Origin of the sequence: Sulfitobacter sp. TBRI5 (genome assembly GCF_051013555.1) — a bacterium.
Taxonomy (GTDB): Bacteria; Pseudomonadota; Alphaproteobacteria; order Rhodobacterales; family Rhodobacteraceae; genus JL08.
The window spans coordinates 1,822,893-1,840,306 of record NZ_CP112884.1 but is presented as its reverse complement, the minus strand read 5'-3'; the positions used below and the strand labels follow the sequence as shown (position 1 = coordinate 1,840,306).

The window sequence follows — 17,414 nt, the reverse complement described above, 5'->3', positions numbered from 1 at the left end:
TTTGGTCACAGGACGGCTTTGATATATTGCATTTGCGGCGGCGTCCGGTCTAGGAAAGCTAATGCAGATCTATCTTCCCATTGCCGAAGTTTCGGTCAACGCCTTCCTGTTGTTAGGCTTGGGTGGGCTCGTGGGCATCCTGTCGGGCATGTTCGGTGTGGGCGGCGGATTTTTGATGACACCGCTGTTGTTCTTCATCGGGATTCCTCCGGCGGTCGCGGTTGCAACAGAAGCAAACCAGATCGTGGCATCTTCGTTTTCCGGTGTGCTTGCGCATTTCAAGCGAAAGACTGTCGATCTTCGAATGGGAACGGTGCTGTTGATCGGCGGCCTTGTCGGGGCTGCAATCGGTGTATTGGTGTTCAACTACCTCAAACAGTTGGGTCAGGTCGATCTGCTGGTCAAGCTTTGCTATGTCGTGTTTTTGGGCGTTATCGGCAGCCTGATGTTCGTTGAAAGCCTGAATGCCATTCGCAAAGCCCGCAAAAGTGGCGGTGCGCCCGTTCCCAGACGAAAACACCGCGGCTGGATTCACGCGCTGCCGTTCAAGATGCGGTTCCGGACTTCGGGGTTGTATATTTCGGTTATCCCGCCTCTCGTCGTTGGTGTCGCGGTGGGTATTCTTGCCGCGATTATGGGCGTTGGCGGTGGATTTATCATGGTTCCGGCGATGATCTATCTTTTGGGCATGCCAACCAAGGTGGTGGTTGGAACGTCCCTGTTCCAGATCATTTTTGTGACGGCGTTCACAACCCTTCTGCACGCGACAACCAACTTTACCGTTGATATCGTTCTGGCCGTTCTTCTGTTGGTTGGCGGGGTGGTTGGCGCACAGATCGGCACGCGCATCGGTGTGAAAATGAAAGCCGAGCAGTTGCGTATTCTGTTGGCCATCATGGTGCTGGCGGTCTGCGGCAAACTGGCTTTTGATCTTCTTGTCATGCCGGCGGAATTGTATTCCCTTGGCAAACCGGGTGGGCATTAGCAAATGGTTCGTGTTCTGATCCTGCTGATGTGTCTGGCCTGGCCAGCAAGCGCGGAACAGGTGGTTCTGGGCCTCAGCAAAGACAAGGTGGACATCACCACCAGCTTTGACGGTTCGGAAATCCTGATTTTCGGTGCGGTCAAACGCGAAATGCCGATCCCGCAAGGCGAACCTCTTGAAGTGATCATTACCGTTTCCGGCCCCTCCGTGCCGGTGACCGTCCGGCGCAAGGAGAAAAGGTTTGGTATCTGGGTCAACACCGATGTTCTTGAAGTGGACAAAGCGCCCAGTTTCTATGCCATCGCGACCAGCGCGCCTTTGTTCAAGGCCCTGACAGATACCGAAGACCTGCGCCATCGCGTGTCCATTCCGCGCGCAATCCGGTCAGTCGGCGCCCCGCAAAACATCTCGGACGCGGAAAACTTTACGGACGCGGTCATTCGCATCCGGACAGAAAACCGGCTGTATCAGCTTTTGCAGGAATATGTGGTTGTCGATGAACAGACATTGTTCCGAACGGCGATAGAAATGCCCGCCAACCTGACCGAAGGCAACTATGTGATACGCATTTTTCTGACCCGCGGCGGCGAGGTTGTATCAAGCTATGATACCCAGATCGATGTGTACAAGGTCGGGCTGGAACGGTGGTTGTTTGGCCTGTCGCGGGAACAGCCTTTGATTTACGGCTTGATGTCTCTGGCAATTGCGATTGCCGCCGGATGGGGCGCATCCGCCATATTCAAACTGTTCCGCGCCTGATCTGGCAGGTTTTTGGGCGTGTGTCAGCCACGCCCGATATAGGGCATATTCGTTGCCATCACTGTCATGAACTGAACATTCGCACCCTCGGGCATGTTTGCCATGTGCAGAACCGAACGCGCGGCATCATCAACCTGCATCATCGGCATCAGCTTTGCATCCGGGTTCGCGGCCAAGGCGCGGGCGTTCAGATCATCCACCAGTTCGGTCTGGGCATTCCCGATATCGATCTGGCCACACGCGATGTTGAAAGGTCGACCATCCAGAGACAGCGTCTTGGTCAGACCGGTAATGGCGTGTTTGGTCGTCGTGTAACAAACCGACCCGGGGCGTGGCACATAGGCCGACAACGACCCGTTGTTGATGATCCTGCCCCCTTGCGGGGATTGCGCACGCATCTGCGCGAAGGCCAGGCGCGCCGTGATGAACATGCCGCGCAAATTGACATTCAGCACGGCCTCCCATGCGTCCAGATCAATTTCGTCGATGGTTCCGGACGGACCAAATGTTCCGGCATTGTTAAACACCACATCCAGATGGCCCGCCTGCTTTGCAAAACTGTCAAAGACAGCTTGCATTGCCGTTGCATCTGTCACATCCGCCGGCAATGCGATCGCGTGTTCATACTGTTCCTGAAGTCCGTTCAAACGGTCGGCCCTGCGTGCCACCAGGCCAACACGCCAGCCATTCTCTAGAAATTGAACTGCGGTGTTACGTCCTATGCCAGAACTGGCACCGGTGATCAAAACGGATTTCATGTCGGCTCCTCAAGGCTCAGCGGGGCTGGAACTGCGGCCAGGTCATCTATACGCAAGGCATCTGTCGGCTTTGACAACCTGTTACGCACGACCCAGATCAGTCGGTTTTGTGCACGGGTGATTGCCACATAGGCCAGACGTTTCCACAAGGGTTGCCCCGCTTCGATCCGCCCCATACGCGCGGCCACGAAAAGGTCAGGGGCAAATACCTGTACGGTGTCCCATTGGCTGCCCTGTGCCTTGTGGATTGTCACCGCGGCCCCATGCAAAAACGTAGCCCCCATCTTGGCGGCGAACGGGATAAACGGTTCTTCCTCGTCCGGCTTTTCGATCTTGACGATGGATGCAGCACTGACTTGCGGGTCTTCCGCACCGACGACGTGCAACCTTGAAAAACCGGGCTTGCGCCCCGGCCCCAGATAAACCACCTGAGCCCCCTTGATCAGGCCGCGCGCCTCAAGGTCGAGCCGTTTCTTGCGGTGCTTCAGGGGCAGTTCGATACCGTCACAGATCAGCGGCTCACCGGGCAGCAATTCATCATCCGGGGCGCCATAAACGCTGCGAAATGCGGTAATCAGCCGAACACGGGTTGCATTGCGCCAGACCAGAACCGGACTGCGCGCCATCAGGTCAACTTCCACCCGTTCGCCCCAGACAACACGATCATCCGTCCGCGCTATATCCTGAACCATGCCTTCGAAATCGGAAAATTCCAGCTTCGGGTCGGCCAGCGCATGCGCAAGATCAAGGATCGGGTTGTCGGCATCCTGACGGTACACCCGGTCCAGATTGAATTTCCGTGTTTCGGGCAAGCGATCGAATACCATCGTGCCTGACTGGTTCACCGGCGCCAGCTGTGCCGGATCACCGAACAGCAGCAGGGTCGGAAAAATGTCTTTCAGATCTTCAAACTGCCGGTCATCCAGCATCGAACTTTCATCGATAAATCCGACGTCCAACGGCTCTTCGCGGCGCTTCCAGCCTGTGATGAAATCCGAGCCCCGCAATCCGGCTGCGGCCAGCGCGCCGGGAATGGATGCGTTCGCCTTGTAAAACAGCGCCGCGCGATCCAGTGCCTGATCGGTCAATCCTTCGACATCCGGCCGCTCACCATTGCCCGTCAGCCATTCGGCGATTTTTTCGTAATCGGGATCATAGACCGGCGTGTACAATATGCGGTGGATCGTCGTCGCGGGAACACCTTGCAGCCGCAAAACCGATGCTGCCTTGTTGGTTGGCGCGAGGATGGCCAATGTGCGTTTTCCCGCCCTTTTGCGGCTTTCATAATCGCCCGATACAATTTCCACGCCTGCGGTTTTCATTGCGCGATAAAGCTCTGCCAGCAGCAATGTCTTTCCCGATCCGGCCTTGCCCGTGATCGCGACGACGCTGGATTGACCTTCACGGGGGGGCGTCAGTGCACCATCAAGCAAATCTATCCCGGCGATACGCAACGCATCGGCCACCGCATCGTAAGCGGTGGCCTGATCCTGCGAAAATGTAACTGGCGCAACGGTCATATCGGGACACTATAGGCGCTGTCAGGCAGGCGCCAGACAGCTGGATCGATTTGCGGGAAAGTTACGCAGAAAGTGCAAGCTTGCCCCGTTCGCGACGGCCGAATGCGCGATCGAACCAAAGCCGGGAAACGTCTTCGGACAGCCCTGTCCGCGCTGCAATCCGGGCTTTGGCATCTGGCGCAAACTCCCAAAGGCCAACACTGATCTTGCTGCGCCCTTCCCCGTCAGTGCCCAGGATTTCGGGCGATGACCCGATCATGCGATAGATGCGGACCATGCGCGCATCAAAGACACCAACAAAATGGCGGACGCCAAAACCCGCCATGATCTCGCCCCCGCCCAGCATAAGGGCAGCAGCTACACGCGGCGCTGCACCCTGTGCCAGACAAAACCGGGTACATTCCCAGATCAGGGGACTGACCAGTGTGCCGCCTCCCAGAAGGTGGGAAAAATGATCGTTCACCATGACAGGACCAGTTGTCGGCAGGAACCGCATGGATCCGCCATGGCGTCCGCTGCTTTCTTCCCAGATCACATAAAGCGGATTGAGGTCGTCATAGTCATCCCGCTCGTGCCCTTGCGCGTTGACCGACACGTCCCAGCCCAGACGGGTTTTGAACTGGTCCGCCCAATCCTGAAACATGCTCTGTGCAAGTTTCGGATAGTCGTGCAAGTCATTTCCGTAAATGTATCTTAGCATCTTTAACCCCTCCTACAGGATGGCAAAGAGCTACATTTGCGCATGTTAGTTTTGTATTTCAGGGCCGCGCGGTCTGCTCTGATTGACGCAACAGCTAAACGACGATCAATCCGCGGCTAAGGGCGCGTGCAACAGCATGGGTGGTGTTCATCGCGCCCAGTTTGAAACGGGCGCTTTCGATGTAAACACGCAGGGTATGTTCGGAAATGGAAAGCGTTTCGGCAACTTGCGCCCGATTATACCCGATCGCCAGTAAGGTCATTGCATCCACCTCGCGCGGGGACAGCGTTTGTGACGGTTCCGGGGCGCGATCCGGTTCGAAATCAAGCGCCTTCTGATTAAAGTAATGCGCAATCAGGATCAGGTCGCGGCGATGTTTTTCTGTGAACCTGTCCCATTCGTCATCGCAGCAGGAATGAGAAACCGTGAACAAGGCAAATTGACCGTTCGGACCGCGAATTGGAACTGAAAAACCCTGATTGCCAACCCCAAACGACATTGCGTCCGCTTTGAAGGCGCGCGCGGCCTTGCTCGACCAGTCCAGCCTTTTCCAGTCGACAGGGTGGAACCGTTGGTAACACCCTATAATCACGGGATCTATCCGCAGATAATTCCGTTCGATATAGTGCTGCGCCCAAGCCCGGTCGTAAGTTCCGCAGCCGTATTGGTCACCCGCTGAATCCACCCAATGATAAACAATATGGTCAATGGCAAAGTAATCCCGCAATGCAATTGATGCAGATTGAAGGCTGTCAAGCGCGTCGGCTTGCTCCAGTGTTACCAGTATCTGCTCCAGACGAGTTTTGTTCATTGCAGCGCGCGTAAGCCTTTTCATCCAAAGACATGACTTCGGCGGCGGCAATGATCTTGGTATCACCCAACTGTTCCGCCAGCGCATCCATCCCGTTTTTGCGCGCAAAGCTTTGCAGGTCCGCCAGAACGTCTAAAATCCAATCATTTCTCATAATAATATCGCTCTTTGGTAGCTAATAAGTCGTTAACACAACCTTAACATGTTTTCACTTCTCTTGGAATTCGCGTTTTTCAACTCCCCAATAATAGTGGGGGCATATATTTTAACCTTCTGAATTCACATGATTAATAATAAAAAACACCTGCAACCGGCCCAAACCAGTCGCAGGTGTCAATCAAGAGACAGAGTGTTTCTGCTTTTATCGCTTGGCTTCCAGCGCGTCTTCAAATGTCCGAAGTCCGGTCTTAGGCGATTGTACAAGCACCGCCATGTTTCCGGGTTTGTGTTCGTTCCGCATCATTTTCATGTGCGCATCCGGAAGATCGTTCCATGAAAATACTTCTGACATGCATGGATCCAAACGACGCTCCAACATCAGCTTGTTCGCCGATGATGCCTGCTTGAGATGCGCGAAGTGGCTGCCCTGCAAGCGCTTCTGGTGCATCCACATGTAACGCACGTCAAATGTCAGATTGAAACCGGTAGTACCGGCACAGATCACGACCATTCCGCCTTTTTTGCAAACGAATGTCGACACCGGGAATGTTGCTTCGCCGGGATGCTCAAACACCATGTCAACATTGACGCCCTTACCGGTAATGTCCCAGATTGCCTTGCCGAATTTGCGGGCCTCGGCAAACCACGCGGCATATTCAGGGGTATTCACCGTGGGCATTTGCCCCCAGCAATCAAAATCCTTGCGGTTCAGAACGCCTTTTGCGCCCAGATCCAGAACAAACTGGCGTTTGTCTTCGTCGCTGATCACGCCGATCGCATTCGCACCCGCCGTGTTGATCAACTGGATTGCGTAAGATCCCAAACCGCCTGAAGCGCCCCAGACCAGAACATTCTGACCTGGTTTCAGATCATGCGGCTCGTGGCCGAACAGCATCCGGTAGGCTGTCGCAAGAGTAAGCGTGTAACACGCGGCCTCTTCCCAGGTCAGATGTTTGGGGCGCGGCATCAACTGCTGCGATTGCACGCGCGTGAACTGGCCAAACGACCCGTCCGGAGTTTCATACCCCCAGATCCGCTGGGTTGGCGAATACATCGGATCGCCGCCATTGCATTCCTCGTCATCACCATCGTCCTGGTTGCAGTGCACAACGACTTCATCACCAACTTTCCATCGTTTGACTTTGTCACCGACAGCCCAGACGATGCCTGACGCATCAGAACCGGCAATGTGATAGGGTTGTTTGTGTCCGTCAAAAGGACTGATCGGAACGCCCAGAGCGGCCCAGACGCCATTGTAATTCACGCCCGCAGCCATCACGAGAACAAGAACCTCGTTGCTGTCCAGCACCGGTACGTCGACAACTTCTACCTGCATGGCCTTGTCTGGTTCACCATGGCGCTCCCGACGGATTGCCCAGGCATACATCTGTTTCGGGACATAGCCCAAAGGCGGCATTTCACCCATTTCATAAAGATCTTTTTCGGGTGCGTCGTAGTTGGCAATTCCGCCATCGTTGTCCAAAGCCATGTGGCCTCCTGATCTTGTCCCTGTCTTAACACCATACAGCCTGACATCAGGCCGTGCCGCAGCGCAGAATCGCCCGGCGCCTACCGTGGGATATGGCCTGATACGCAATATTGCAACCCAAAACGGTTCAAATTGGTAATTTTATGACCCAGCAGTCGCAGAAATTTCCTTCGCATCCGCAGAAAGTACGGGGCCGTCCTTCGGGACAAGATGCCGGATCGAGTTCGCATAATACGCCAGTGCACTGAGCTGCGCTTCAGGTGTGTGGAACAACCCGTCCTTTTCGATCACGATCCCGCGTTCTGCCAGATGGCGTACCCCCACCTCGACAGCATAATCGCGGTTGTTGCGCGGCAGATGTACGTAGGCATCACCCAATTGCGCCAACAGGCCCGAAACGGACCGTTCCAGTTCCGCACGATCCATCGGCGCACCGCCCTGCAGGACATGCGCAACCAAGGGCACAGGCAACACCGGCACCACATTGCCAATCCGCCGCATCAGCTCGGCCCCAAGGGACGCCGCGATATCACCCTTTTTGCCGGCGCTGAACTGGGCCAGCGACAGGGGCGATCCAAAACTGACCGCAGCATAGCCGAACCTGTGAAAACGTCCCGTCAGCCTGAGCCAGACCTGCTTGAGAGCAAATCCCGCGACAACACTGATGCGCGCGCGGAACCGGCGTTCGCCTGCATCCCCGGCTGCGATCAGAATACGGTCTTCCAAAACCCGGTCATAGTTCAGCGCGACAGGTACAAAAACCACATCGCGATCACCGTCAGTGAATCCGTCCGAGATATATTTCAAAAGGCCCAGCTTTGCCGGCTTCAGCGCCCCGTCAAGGCTAAGCCCACCTTCCGGAAACATGGCTTGGGTCACGCCGCCGTTGGTGGCCAGACCGACATAGCGGGCCAGCACACAGCGATAAAGCTCGTTGCGCGATTTTCGCCGGATGAAATAGGCGCCCATTGCCCGGATCAATCCGGAAAGGGGCCAGACACGCGCCCATTCGCCAACTGCGTAGGACAAGGCCGACCGCTCTGCCGCCAGATATGTAACCAGTACATAATCCATGTTACTGCGGTGATTGATCACGAAGACGACTGTCGCGTCCGGATCCAGTGACTTGAGCGCGTCTTCATCCTGATAGCCCAGCCGTACACGATACAGCGCGTTCGACAACAGTTTGGCCAGACGGATCGCAACGCCGAAATAGGCGCTGGCCGAAAATGAAGGCACGATTTCACGCGCATAGCGGCGCGCCTCTTCAAAGGCGACGTTTTCGGGGATACCGCTGTCTTTTGCATGGGCCGCCACCGCGCGGGTTACTGCGGGGTCGTAAATCAGCCGCTGGATCATATCGTGACGGCGCGCCAGCTTGAATGGTTCGATGGGCCGTTCCAGCCTTTCGTTCACCTTGGCCACGACCTTTTCCAGCCGCCTGCGAAAGAACCAGCGTACAGACGGAAACAGGAAATGCGATGCAAATGTGACCGCCGCGAACAGCAGGATCACAATCAAGAGCCACAGAGGAAGTTCTACTGTCGTTGTCATCAACCTTACCGTGGCAGCAAATCTCGCCACACACAATCACCGGTTTCGGGCCTAATGCCGCAATGCAGCGAATTGACAATTGCGCAAAGTTCCAAGTATCACCCTTTGAACGCAATAAAATTGCCGAAGTGATTCACGAGGTTCGTCCATGACCCAGCACGAAAAAGACCGCCCCTGGCTGATCCGCACCTACGCGGGGCATTCCACCGCTGCCGCGTCCAATGCGCTTTACCGGTCGAACCTGTCCAAAGGACAAACCGGTTTGTCAGTTGCCTTCGATCTGCCCACGCAAACCGGATATGACAGCGATCACATCCTTGCGCGCGGCGAGGTCGGCAAGGTCGGCGTGCCTGTCGCACATCTGGGTGACATGCGGACATTGTTCGATGAAATCCCGCTGGATCAGATGAACACATCGATGACAATCAATGCCACGGCACCTTGGCTGCTGGCCCTGTACATCGCAGTGGCAGAAGAACAGGGCGCCGACATTTCGCAACTGCAAGGCACCGTTCAGAACGACATTATCAAGGAATACCTGTCGCGCGGCACCTATATCTGCCCGCCCAAACCGTCGCTTAAACTGATTACGGATGTGGCGGCGTATTGTTATACGAACGTCCCGAAATGGAACCCGATGAACGTGTGTTCCTATCACCTGCAAGAAGCAGGCGCGACGCCGGAACAGGAACTGGCCTTTGCGCTGGCCACCGCAACCGCAGTGCTTGACGGACTGAAAGGTCAGGTGCCCGACGAAGATTTTCCACGCCTGGTGGGCCGTATTTCCTTTTTCGTGAACGCCGGTATCCGCTTTGTCACCGAAATGTGCAAAATGCGGGCCTTTGTCGACCTGTGGGATGAAATCTGCGAACAGCGATATGGGGTCACAGACCCCAAATACCGCCGTTTTCGCTATGGCGTGCAGGTCAACAGTCTGGGTCTGACCGAACAGCAACCGGAAAACAATGTATACCGCATCCTGATTGAAATGCTGGCTGTGACATTGTCCAAAAACGCACGCGCACGGGCCGTGCAACTGCCTGCCTGGAACGAGGCATTGGGTCTGCCCCGGCCATGGGATCAGCAATGGTCAATGCGGATGCAACAAATTCTGGCCTATGAAACGGACCTGCTGGAATTTGATGATCTGTTTGATGGCAACCCGGCCGTAGACGCCAAGGTGGAAAGCCTGAAAGACGGCGCGCGCGCGGAACTGGCCAATCTGGACAGCATGGGCGGCGCGATCAGTGCGATTGAATACATGAAGTCCCGCCTGGTCGACAGCAACGCAGACCGCCTGAACCGCATCGAAGCCGGCGAAGTCACGGTTGTGGGCGTGAACAAGTTTACAACATCCGAACCGTCACCCCTACAAACCGAAGACGGCGGCATCATGGTCGTAGACCCGGCCGTTGAGCAGGAACAGATCAACCGACTGAACGCCTGGCGCTCAGAGCGTGACGCCGTTGCCGTAAAAGCCGCACTTGAGAACCTGCGCAATGCCGCCAAGACCGGCGAAAACATCATGGGACCGTCGATTGCAGCGGCAAAGGCCGGCGTCACAACCGGCGAATGGGCCGAACAGATGCGCGCGGTCTTTGGCACCTATCGCGGCCCAACCGGAGTGTCTGCGTCCGTATCCAACAAAACAGAAGGGCTGGACGACATCCGCGCAGCCGTAGATGCCGTGAGCGACAAGCTGGGGCGCCGGTTGAAGTTTCTGGTGGGCAAGCCGGGCCTTGACGGCCATTCGAACGGCGCCGAACAAATCGCATTTCGTGCCCGCGATTGCGGCATGGACATTGACTATAACGGCATTCGCCTGACACCGGATGAAATCGTTGCGAATACGATCGAAACACAGGCCCATGTCGTGGGGCTGTCGATTTTAAGCGGATCGCATATTCCGCTTGTTCAGGATCTGATGGAAAAAATGAATGCTGCGGGGTTGGGGCACATCCCAGTCATTGTAGGCGGCATCATACCGGACGACGATGCTGCGAAACTGGCGGCAATGGGTGTCGCGCGGGTTTATACGCCCAAAGATTTTGAACTGAATTCAATCATGATGGATATAATTGAACTGGCGGACCCCAAAGCTGTCGCAGCGCAATAAAGCTTTAACGCTGACACAAAATCGGCCAATGGCATGGATTGAAACAGAATAATTCCCTGTGCGATAAGCGATAACGCTCACAGGGAGAAAAAAATGACGCTCAATCTTAATGAGATGTCCAGAAAAGACCTCGAAAAACTGGCCGCAGATGTGCAAAAAGCATTAAAGGCTGTCGAAGCCACCGAGAAGAAACTGGCGCTTGAAGCTGCAAAAAAGGCCGCTGCCGAATACGGGTTTTCCCTATCGGACATAACCCCGACTGCTGGCCGCAATGCTTCGAATACCAAAGCCAAACGGCCACCAAAGTATTTCAACCCCAAGGACAAAAGCCAGACCTGGTCTGGCAGCGGACGCCAGCCTTTTTGGTTCAAAGAAGCGCTGAAAGCAGGTACAGATCCATCAAAGATGGAAATCTGATAACTACTTAAAGGCGAACGCATGACAATTCATATTGGGGCCGAACCGGGCGATATTGCGGAAACTGTTTTATTGCCCGGCGATCCCTATCGCGCAAAATGGGCTGCGGAAACCTTTCTGAAAGATATCCGACTGGTAAATGAAACCCGCGGAATGCTGGGATTTACCGGAACATGGAATGGCCATCCCGTAACCATTCAGGGCAGCGGAATGGGAATGCCATCGCTGTCAATCTATGTGAATGAATTGATTCGCGATTTCGATGCCAAAACGCTTATCCGCATCGGATCTTGCGGCGGCATGCAGCCGCATGTTGCGATCCGTGACGTGATTATCGCGATGACGGCAACAACCGTAAACACGCCGTCATCGTCTTTGTTCAAAGAACTGAATTTCGCTCCTTCAGCGGACTGGTCGCTGTTGCGGGCCGCTGCGGTCGCTGCCGAAAGCCACGGCACCAGAACACATGTCGGCGGGATATATTCGTCTGACGTGTTCTATGATGAACGTCCGGACCTGAATGAACAGATGGTGCGTCACGGCATACTGGGTGTCGAAATGGAAGCGGCAGAACTTTACACTCTTGCTGCGCGCTATGGCCGGCGGGCGCTTGCGATATTAACGGTGTCGGACCATCTTCTGACGAAAGAGGCGCTTCCGTCCGACCAGCGCGAAAGCAGCTTTGGCGACATGGTCGAGATCGCGCTTGAAGCTGCGTTCGCCTGACAGATTTCCGGGGCATCCCCTCCCGTGGACGCCCCGGAACAACGCACCTTACAGGATCATTACATCCAGTGGGGGAAAACCGTTAAAGCCAACCGAAGAATAGCTTGACGTGTAGGCCCCGCAGTTGCGGATGATCACTTTGTCACCGGCGCACAAATTGTGCGGCAGCATGACCGGGCGTTTTTCGTATAGAACATCGGCACTGTCGCAAGACGGCCCGGCCAGAATGCATGGCCCCTCAATATCACCGTCTTTTTCCGTGAGAAACTGATAACGGATCGCTTCGCCTTCGGTTTCGGCCAGACCGGAAAACCGACCGATATCAAGATAAACCCATCTGTGTACATCGTCGTCGGATTTTCTGGAGACCAGCAAAACCTCGGCCGCGATGGCCCCACATTCCGCCACCAAACCGCGTCCGGGTTCGGCCATGATCATGGGAACATCGCCAAAGCGTTCGGCGATCAGCTGCATCACAGACGCGCAATACGTGGTCGCACCGTCAATCTCTTCACCATAAAACGCCGGGAACCCACCGCCGATGTTGAGCAGGGACAGATCAAATCCCGCCTCTTTCGCATCCCGCCAGACGCTGGCCACCTGATCCAGAGTATCTGTCCACATCTCGGCGCGGCGTGTCTGTGATCCGACATGAAATGACAGGCCGACCGGTGTCAGGCCAACGGTCTTTGCATACGACAGCAACGCCAGAACCTTGGTACGCGCACAGCCGAACTTGCGACTAAGCGGCCAGTCGGCTTGTGATGCGTCCACGATGACACGAATGTAAACTTGCGCAGCGGGTGCATGCGCGGCGATCTTGTCCAGCTCTTCTTCCGCGTCTGCGGCGAACAGAGTCACACCCACCTGATGCGCGAACGCAATATCGCTGACGCGTTTCACAGTGTTGCCAAACGATATCTTTGAAGGGTCAGCCCCCTGGCTCAGACACAGCTCGATCTCGCCACGGGAAGCGGCATCAAATCCCGATCCCATTTGTACCAAACGATCAATGATCGCGCTGGCCGGGTTGGCTTTGACAGCGTAATGGATATGCGCCCGCCCCAGACCCGCAGACAGGGCCGCGTACTGGCGCGCAACGGCTTCGACATCCAGCACAAGCGTCGGCTTGTCGAACCGCGTGTTGCGGATAAACACTTCGGCGCGTGTCTGGTCAGGGCGTGCAGCTTTGAATTCCGAAAAATCGGTGACGTAGGCATTCATTGGTCATCTCCAACAGAACCGGCCATTCATGACCGCTCATTTCCAAAGGAGACGTTACCGTCGCTACGTAACCGTGCGGGAAACCCTGCCGTGCCAGAGGCGCGTGCGTTGGCGTCTGAACGCGCATATGGGGCAATTGCTTGAGTCGATCAATAGAGATTATTGTGTCGACCGAATTTTTTTTGCGCAATGCTCCGGTTGATCACAATCAGGGATCGGAACCGGTATCATCCAATGAACAATTACCCGGACAGTGCGGGCCCGACAGCATCATTGCCCGCGCGAGCCGCCGCCAGAGGCAGCGGCTCGTTCACAGAATCAAACGGTACGTTCAACCATCATCTTTTTGATTTCCGCAATCGCCTTGGCCGGGTTCAAACCCTTGGGACAAGTCTTGGCGCAGTTCATGATCGTGTGGCAGCGGTAAAGTTTGAACGGATCTTCCAGTTCATCCAGACGTTCGCCCGTTGCTTCATCACGGCTGTCGATGATCCAGCGATAGGCATGCAACAAGGCCGCCGGCCCAAGATATCTGTCGCCGTTCCACCAGTAGGACGGGCACGACGTTGAACAACAGGCGCACATCACGCATTCATACAACCCGTCCAGTTTTTCGCGGTCTTCGACCGACTGGCGCCATTCCTTGGCGGGGCGATTGGTTTTGGTTTCAAGCCACGGCATGATGCTGGCGTGCTGGGCGTAAAAATGCGTCAGATCCGGGATCAGGTCTTTGACCACAGGCATGTGCGGCAAGGGGTAAATCTTAACATCGCCCTTCACCTCGTCCATGCCATAGATGCAGGCCAGCGTATTGATCCCGTCAATGTTCATTGCGCAGGATCCACAAATGCCTTCCCGGCAGGACCGCCGGAACGTCAGTGTCGGATCAATCTCGTTCTTGATTTTGATCAGCGCGTCCAGAACCATCGGACCACATGTATCCATATCAACCCAGTAGGTATCCAAGCGCGGGTTCTGACCGTCATCGGGATTCCATCGGTAGATGCTGAACTTGCGGACATTTGTCGCGCCTTCGGGTTTCGGCCATGCCTTGCCCGTGGTTATGCGCGAGTTCTTAGGAAGCGTTAGTTGAACCATTTCGCATCTCCTGTGCTGACGGACGACCCAAGCGCCCGAATATTTCATTGTTTTCTAACGTAAAATCCACGTTGGCGCCAGACGTCCCAACCATATGTGTGTTCATCATCATAATGCCGCACCCAATCCGGGGTGTGCATTGACCAGCGGCTTCAGCAGTTCGACATCATCGGGAAAATGATCCTTCAAAACCGCAAGAAACGCGGCGTCCTGCGCCACTGTCCACAACATCACAAGGTATTCTGAATCTTCAACCATCTCGATCCAGCGTTTGTGCGCGCCCAGATCCTGACCTTTTGCAGCCTCTTGCTGAAACGATGATCCGCCACCGTAACGCTGGATATCGCCCAATGCGTTATCCTTTACCGGCAGCCCCAGCTGGCCAAGTTTTTCGGCACGATACGCCGGCGCAGTGACCCAGGCATCATAGCAGATGCCGATAACGTTGGGATATTTCAGCCGGTCCAGAACCTCGGCATATTGCTCGATAGAACGCAGCATGATCCGGCTGCGCGTCACCGGCGAATACCCCGGATTTCCGCGCAGCTTCTTTAGCAGGGACGCGCTCCAGTTCAGAAACCCGCGATAGACGACGACAACGTGATCCACATCATCAATCTTGAAACCGCGCATGATGGATTTCCCGACATCTGCGGCGGGTGGCGCGCAATCTTCGTAGGACACAACAACCAAAGGCGAAGATCCCGCCTTGGCCATCGTGTCGGTTTTGTCACCGCGACGCTTGCCGTTAACTTCCAAGCTTTTGCGGCTTTCGACCGGGTCGCGCCACGGGCGGCAATTGTTCAGAAAAATCGTACCGGAACTGTCTTCCGGCGGATTGCGCATTATCCAGTTGATCACGGCATGATTCCCGGCCCGGCGCATTCCGAACACCTGCAAAGCCATGTTCGGGTTCAGGCCGCTTTTTCCCCATCCGCTCTCAAGCGGGGATTTGCGCACAATCGCAATCATCTGGCCAAGCCCGGTATCATCATCGGTGTTTTGCCATTTCTTCAGCGAAACAAGCGGCAACACCTTCTTTCTGCTTTGACGAAACACGCATGACTGGCGACAAACGGTAATCCGTGAACTCTATCGTTTCCCATGTTTTGTGGGGGCCGTTTTTCCGGGCAAATTCGATATCCTTCCTGACGCCGTTGTCGTGCAGACACCCCAACAGGATGAAATCGGGGTCTACTTTCGATCTGGCATCGGCCGCCCCTGTACCAAATGGTAAAAGGCCGGCCGTCAGCAACAGGATGGCAAAGCCGGAACGCATCAGTAAACGCGTGCTTTCGGCGCGATTTTCTTCAGGTCGATGCCACCGTCTTCCTGCTTTGACAAAGGCTCCAGATGGACGGGGCGGTACGCCAGCGCGACTTTTGCACCATCGACAACGGCCAGCGTATGTTTGCGCCAGTTCTTGTCATCCCGATCCGCATAGTCTTCGTGCGCGTGTGCCCCACGACTTTCCTTGCGGGCCTCGGCACCGTGGATCGTTGCAAGCGCATTCGGCATCAGGTTCGCAAGTTCAAGCGTTTCCATCAGGTCGGAATTCCACACCAGCGAACGGTCAGTCACCTTCAAATCGGACATCTTGTTTGCGACGTCCGTCATTTTCTTGACGCCCTCGGCCAGTGTCTTGTCCGTGCGGAACACCGCTGCATCGGCTTGCATCGTACGCTGCATTTCCAGACGCAACTCTGCTGTCGGCGTGCCTCCGTCGGCATTGCGCAAGCCGTCGAACCGGTCGAAAGCGGCATCAACGGATGCCTGGTTCAACACCGGGTTAGGCGCTTCGGCATCTACCACCTTGCCCGCCTTGATCGCGGCTGCACGTCCGAACACAACAAGGTCAATCAACGAATTCGATCCCAGACGGTTTGCGCCATGAACAGACGCGCACCCTGCTTCACCCACGGCCATCAGCCCCGGTACGATGGCATCGGGGTCTTTCTTGGTCGGGTTCAGAACCTCGCCCCAGTAATTCGTTGGCACGCCACCCATATTGTAATGAACTGTGGGCAGAACAGGGATCGGTTCCTTGTTCAGATCGACACCCGCAAAGATACGGGCGCTTTCCGAAATACCGGGCAACCGCAGCGCCAGAGTTTCGGGTGGCAAATGGTTCAGGTGCAGGTGGATGTGATCACCATCCGGCCCCACACCGCGCCCTTCCCGGATTTCCATCGTCATGCAGCGCGATACCACATCGCGGCTGGCCAGATCCTTGTAGGTCGGCGCATAGCGTTCCATGAAACGCTCGCCCTCAGAGTTGGTCAGGTATCCACCTTCGCCGCGCGCGCCTTCGGTGATCAGGCAGCCCGATCCGTAAATTCCGGTCGGGTGGAACTGTACGAACTCCATGTCCTGCAACGGCAATCCCTGCCGCGCCACCATGCCCCCCCCGTCACCTGTACAGGTGTGGGCCGATGTCGCGCTGAAATAGGCGCGCCCGTAGCCGCCGGTGGCCAGCACGACCATCTTGGCGTTGAACACATGCATCGTGCCATCGTCCAGCTTCCAGCAGACGACGCCCTGACACTGGCCATCTTCGGACATGATCAGATCGATCGCAAAATATTCGATGTAGAATTCCGCGTTGTTTTTCAGCGACTGGCCATAAAGCGTGTGCAGGATCGCGTGACCGGTCCGGTCAGCCGCGGCGCAGGTGCGTTGCACGGGCGGGCCTTCGCCGAATTCTGTGGTGTGCCCGCCAAACGGGCGCTGGTAAATCTTGCCGTCTTCGGTGCGCGAAAAAGGCACACCGTAATGTTCCAGTTCGTAAACGGCTTTCGGAGCCTCGCGGGCAAGGTATTCCATCGCATCCGTATCACCCAGCCAGTCCGACCCCTTGACCGTGTCATACATGTGCCATTGCCAGTTGTCGGGGCCCATGTTCGACAGCGATGCCGCAATCCCGCCCTGCGCGGCAACCGTATGCGACCGGGTCGGGAAAACCTTGGATATGCAGGCCGTGCGCAGCCCCTGTTCGGCCATGCCCAGCGTTGCCCGCAACCCTGCACCGCCGGCCCCAACCACAACCACGTCATATTCATGTGTTTCGTATTCGTAGGCAGCCATATCTTGCTAATCCC

The 17,414-nt window shown here is 55.9% G+C and carries 17 protein-coding genes; 5 read left to right on the top strand and 12 right to left on the bottom strand.

What is annotated here, in order from left to right:
- The first annotated feature begins 61 nt into the window (after window positions 1-61).
- Window positions 62-985, top strand: a complete 924-nt coding sequence (locus OLX72_RS09320; protein ID WP_114871460.1) for a sulfite exporter TauE/SafE family protein — start codon at window positions 62-64, stop codon at window positions 983-985.
- A gap of 3 nt (window positions 986-988) precedes the next feature.
- Complete coding sequence (locus tag OLX72_RS09315; protein WP_114871461.1) at window positions 989-1,744, top strand: TIGR02186 family protein; 756 nt, start codon at window positions 989-991, stop codon at window positions 1,742-1,744.
- A gap of 23 nt (window positions 1,745-1,767) precedes the next feature.
- Here OLX72_RS09315 and OLX72_RS09310 read toward each other — a convergent pair whose 3' ends face one another.
- From OLX72_RS09310 to OLX72_RS09280, 7 genes are all read right to left on the bottom strand, one after another.
- Window positions 1,768-2,502: an SDR family oxidoreductase gene (locus OLX72_RS09310; RefSeq protein WP_114871462.1), complete on the bottom strand. Its 735-nt coding sequence runs from the start codon at window positions 2,500-2,502 to the stop codon at window positions 1,768-1,770.
- Window positions 2,499-4,022, bottom strand: a complete 1,524-nt coding sequence (locus OLX72_RS09305) for an ATP-dependent DNA helicase (protein WP_433990325.1) — start codon at window positions 4,020-4,022, stop codon at window positions 2,499-2,501. The genes OLX72_RS09310 and OLX72_RS09305 overlap by 4 nt, the downstream gene beginning before the upstream one ends.
- A gap of 61 nt (window positions 4,023-4,083) precedes the next feature.
- On the bottom strand, window positions 4,084-4,722 hold the full coding sequence (locus OLX72_RS09300; protein ID WP_433990324.1) for an acyl-homoserine-lactone synthase: 639 nt from the start codon (window positions 4,720-4,722) through the stop codon (window positions 4,084-4,086).
- Window positions 4,723-4,816: 94 nt separating this feature from the next.
- Window positions 4,817-5,533, bottom strand: a complete 717-nt coding sequence (locus tag OLX72_RS09295; RefSeq protein ID WP_114871465.1) for a helix-turn-helix transcriptional regulator — start codon at window positions 5,531-5,533, stop codon at window positions 4,817-4,819.
- The gene (locus tag OLX72_RS09290) at window positions 5,475-5,687 is read right to left on the bottom strand and encodes a hypothetical protein (RefSeq protein ID WP_162798130.1); all 213 of its coding nucleotides are present in this window, start codon (window positions 5,685-5,687) and stop codon (window positions 5,475-5,477) included. The genes OLX72_RS09295 and OLX72_RS09290 overlap by 59 nt, the downstream gene beginning before the upstream one ends.
- Window positions 5,688-5,894: 207 nt before the next feature.
- A complete protein-coding gene (ccrA, locus tag OLX72_RS09285) occupies window positions 5,895-7,181 on the bottom strand; it encodes a crotonyl-CoA carboxylase/reductase (RefSeq protein ID WP_114871466.1) in 1,287 nt (428 codons plus the stop codon).
- Between the two features lie 141 nt (window positions 7,182-7,322).
- Complete coding sequence (locus OLX72_RS09280) at window positions 7,323-8,735, bottom strand: 1-acyl-sn-glycerol-3-phosphate acyltransferase (protein WP_114871467.1); 1,413 nt, start codon at window positions 8,733-8,735, stop codon at window positions 7,323-7,325.
- 148 nt (window positions 8,736-8,883) lie between these two features.
- On the opposite strand from OLX72_RS09280, the gene OLX72_RS09275 reads away from it, so the two are divergent.
- The 3 genes from OLX72_RS09275 (at window position 8,884) to deoD (ending at window position 11,994) form a co-directional block, all read left to right on the top strand.
- Entirely contained in the window at window positions 8,884-10,851 is a 1,968-nt protein-coding gene (locus OLX72_RS09275; protein ID WP_433990323.1) for a methylmalonyl-CoA mutase family protein, read from the top strand.
- 93 nt (window positions 10,852-10,944) lie between these two features.
- On the top strand, window positions 10,945-11,268 hold the full coding sequence (locus tag OLX72_RS09270) for an H-NS family nucleoid-associated regulatory protein (RefSeq protein WP_114871469.1): 324 nt from the start codon (window positions 10,945-10,947) through the stop codon (window positions 11,266-11,268).
- Between the two features lie 21 nt (window positions 11,269-11,289).
- Entirely contained in the window at window positions 11,290-11,994 is a 705-nt protein-coding gene (gene deoD, locus OLX72_RS09265; RefSeq protein ID WP_433990322.1) for a purine-nucleoside phosphorylase, read from the top strand.
- 48 nt (window positions 11,995-12,042) lie between these two features.
- Here deoD and OLX72_RS09260 read toward each other — a convergent pair whose 3' ends face one another.
- The 5 genes from OLX72_RS09260 to sdhA all read right to left on the bottom strand — a co-directional run bounded on the left by OLX72_RS09260 (window position 12,043) and on the right by sdhA (window position 17,400).
- Window positions 12,043-13,218, bottom strand: a complete 1,176-nt coding sequence (locus OLX72_RS09260) for a type III PLP-dependent enzyme (RefSeq protein WP_114871471.1) — start codon at window positions 13,216-13,218, stop codon at window positions 12,043-12,045.
- 318 nt (window positions 13,219-13,536) lie between these two features.
- Window positions 13,537-14,316, bottom strand: coding sequence for a succinate dehydrogenase iron-sulfur subunit (locus tag OLX72_RS09255; protein WP_114871472.1), 780 nt, complete (start codon window positions 14,314-14,316; stop codon window positions 13,537-13,539).
- Window positions 14,317-14,424: 108 nt separating this feature from the next.
- Window positions 14,425-15,351: a hypothetical protein gene (locus OLX72_RS09250; RefSeq protein ID WP_114871473.1), complete on the bottom strand. Its 927-nt coding sequence runs from the start codon at window positions 15,349-15,351 to the stop codon at window positions 14,425-14,427.
- Window positions 15,308-15,595, bottom strand: coding sequence for a hypothetical protein (locus OLX72_RS09245; RefSeq protein ID WP_114871474.1), 288 nt, complete (start codon window positions 15,593-15,595; stop codon window positions 15,308-15,310). Before OLX72_RS09245 ends, OLX72_RS09250 begins: the two co-directional genes overlap by 44 nt.
- Window positions 15,595-17,400 (bottom strand): succinate dehydrogenase flavoprotein subunit, encoded by a 1,806-nt coding sequence (gene sdhA / locus OLX72_RS09240; protein WP_433990321.1) that lies wholly within the window; start codon window positions 17,398-17,400, stop codon window positions 15,595-15,597. The genes OLX72_RS09245 and sdhA overlap by 1 nt, the downstream gene beginning before the upstream one ends.
- Window positions 17,401-17,414: the final 14 nt, after the last annotated feature.

Coding starts and splice junctions, on each gene's coding strand:
- OLX72_RS09320 (WP_114871460.1), top strand. CDS start 62: ATGCAGATCTATCTTCCCATTGCCGAAGTTTCGGTCAACGCCTTCCTG.
- OLX72_RS09315 (WP_114871461.1), top strand. CDS start 989: ATGGTTCGTGTTCTGATCCTGCTGATGTGTCTGGCCTGGCCAGCAAGC.
- OLX72_RS09310 (WP_114871462.1), bottom strand. CDS start 2,502: ATGAAATCCGTTTTGATCACCGGTGCCAGTTCTGGCATAGGACGTAAC.
- OLX72_RS09305 (WP_433990325.1), bottom strand. CDS start 4,022: ATGACCGTTGCGCCAGTTACATTTTCGCAGGATCAGGCCACCGCTTAC.
- OLX72_RS09300 (WP_433990324.1), bottom strand. CDS start 4,722: ATGCTAAGATACATTTACGGAAATGACTTGCACGACTATCCGAAACTT.
- OLX72_RS09295 (WP_114871465.1), bottom strand. CDS start 5,533: ATGAACAAAACTCGTCTGGAGCAGATACTGGTAACACTGGAGCAAGCC.
- OLX72_RS09290 (WP_162798130.1), bottom strand. CDS start 5,687: ATGAGAAATGATTGGATTTTAGACGTTCTGGCGGACCTGCAAAGCTTT.
- ccrA (WP_114871466.1), bottom strand. CDS start 7,181: ATGGCTTTGGACAACGATGGCGGAATTGCCAACTACGACGCACCCGAA.
- OLX72_RS09280 (WP_114871467.1), bottom strand. CDS start 8,735: ATGACAACGACAGTAGAACTTCCTCTGTGGCTCTTGATTGTGATCCTG.
- OLX72_RS09275 (WP_433990323.1), top strand. CDS start 8,884: ATGACCCAGCACGAAAAAGACCGCCCCTGGCTGATCCGCACCTACGCG.
- OLX72_RS09270 (WP_114871469.1), top strand. CDS start 10,945: ATGACGCTCAATCTTAATGAGATGTCCAGAAAAGACCTCGAAAAACTG.
- deoD (WP_433990322.1), top strand. CDS start 11,290: ATGACAATTCATATTGGGGCCGAACCGGGCGATATTGCGGAAACTGTT.
- OLX72_RS09260 (WP_114871471.1), bottom strand. CDS start 13,218: ATGAATGCCTACGTCACCGATTTTTCGGAATTCAAAGCTGCACGCCCT.
- OLX72_RS09255 (WP_114871472.1), bottom strand. CDS start 14,316: ATGGTTCAACTAACGCTTCCTAAGAACTCGCGCATAACCACGGGCAAG.
- OLX72_RS09245 (WP_114871474.1), bottom strand. CDS start 15,595: ATGCGTTCCGGCTTTGCCATCCTGTTGCTGACGGCCGGCCTTTTACCA.
- sdhA (WP_433990321.1), bottom strand. CDS start 17,400: ATGGCTGCCTACGAATACGAAACACATGAATATGACGTGGTTGTGGTT.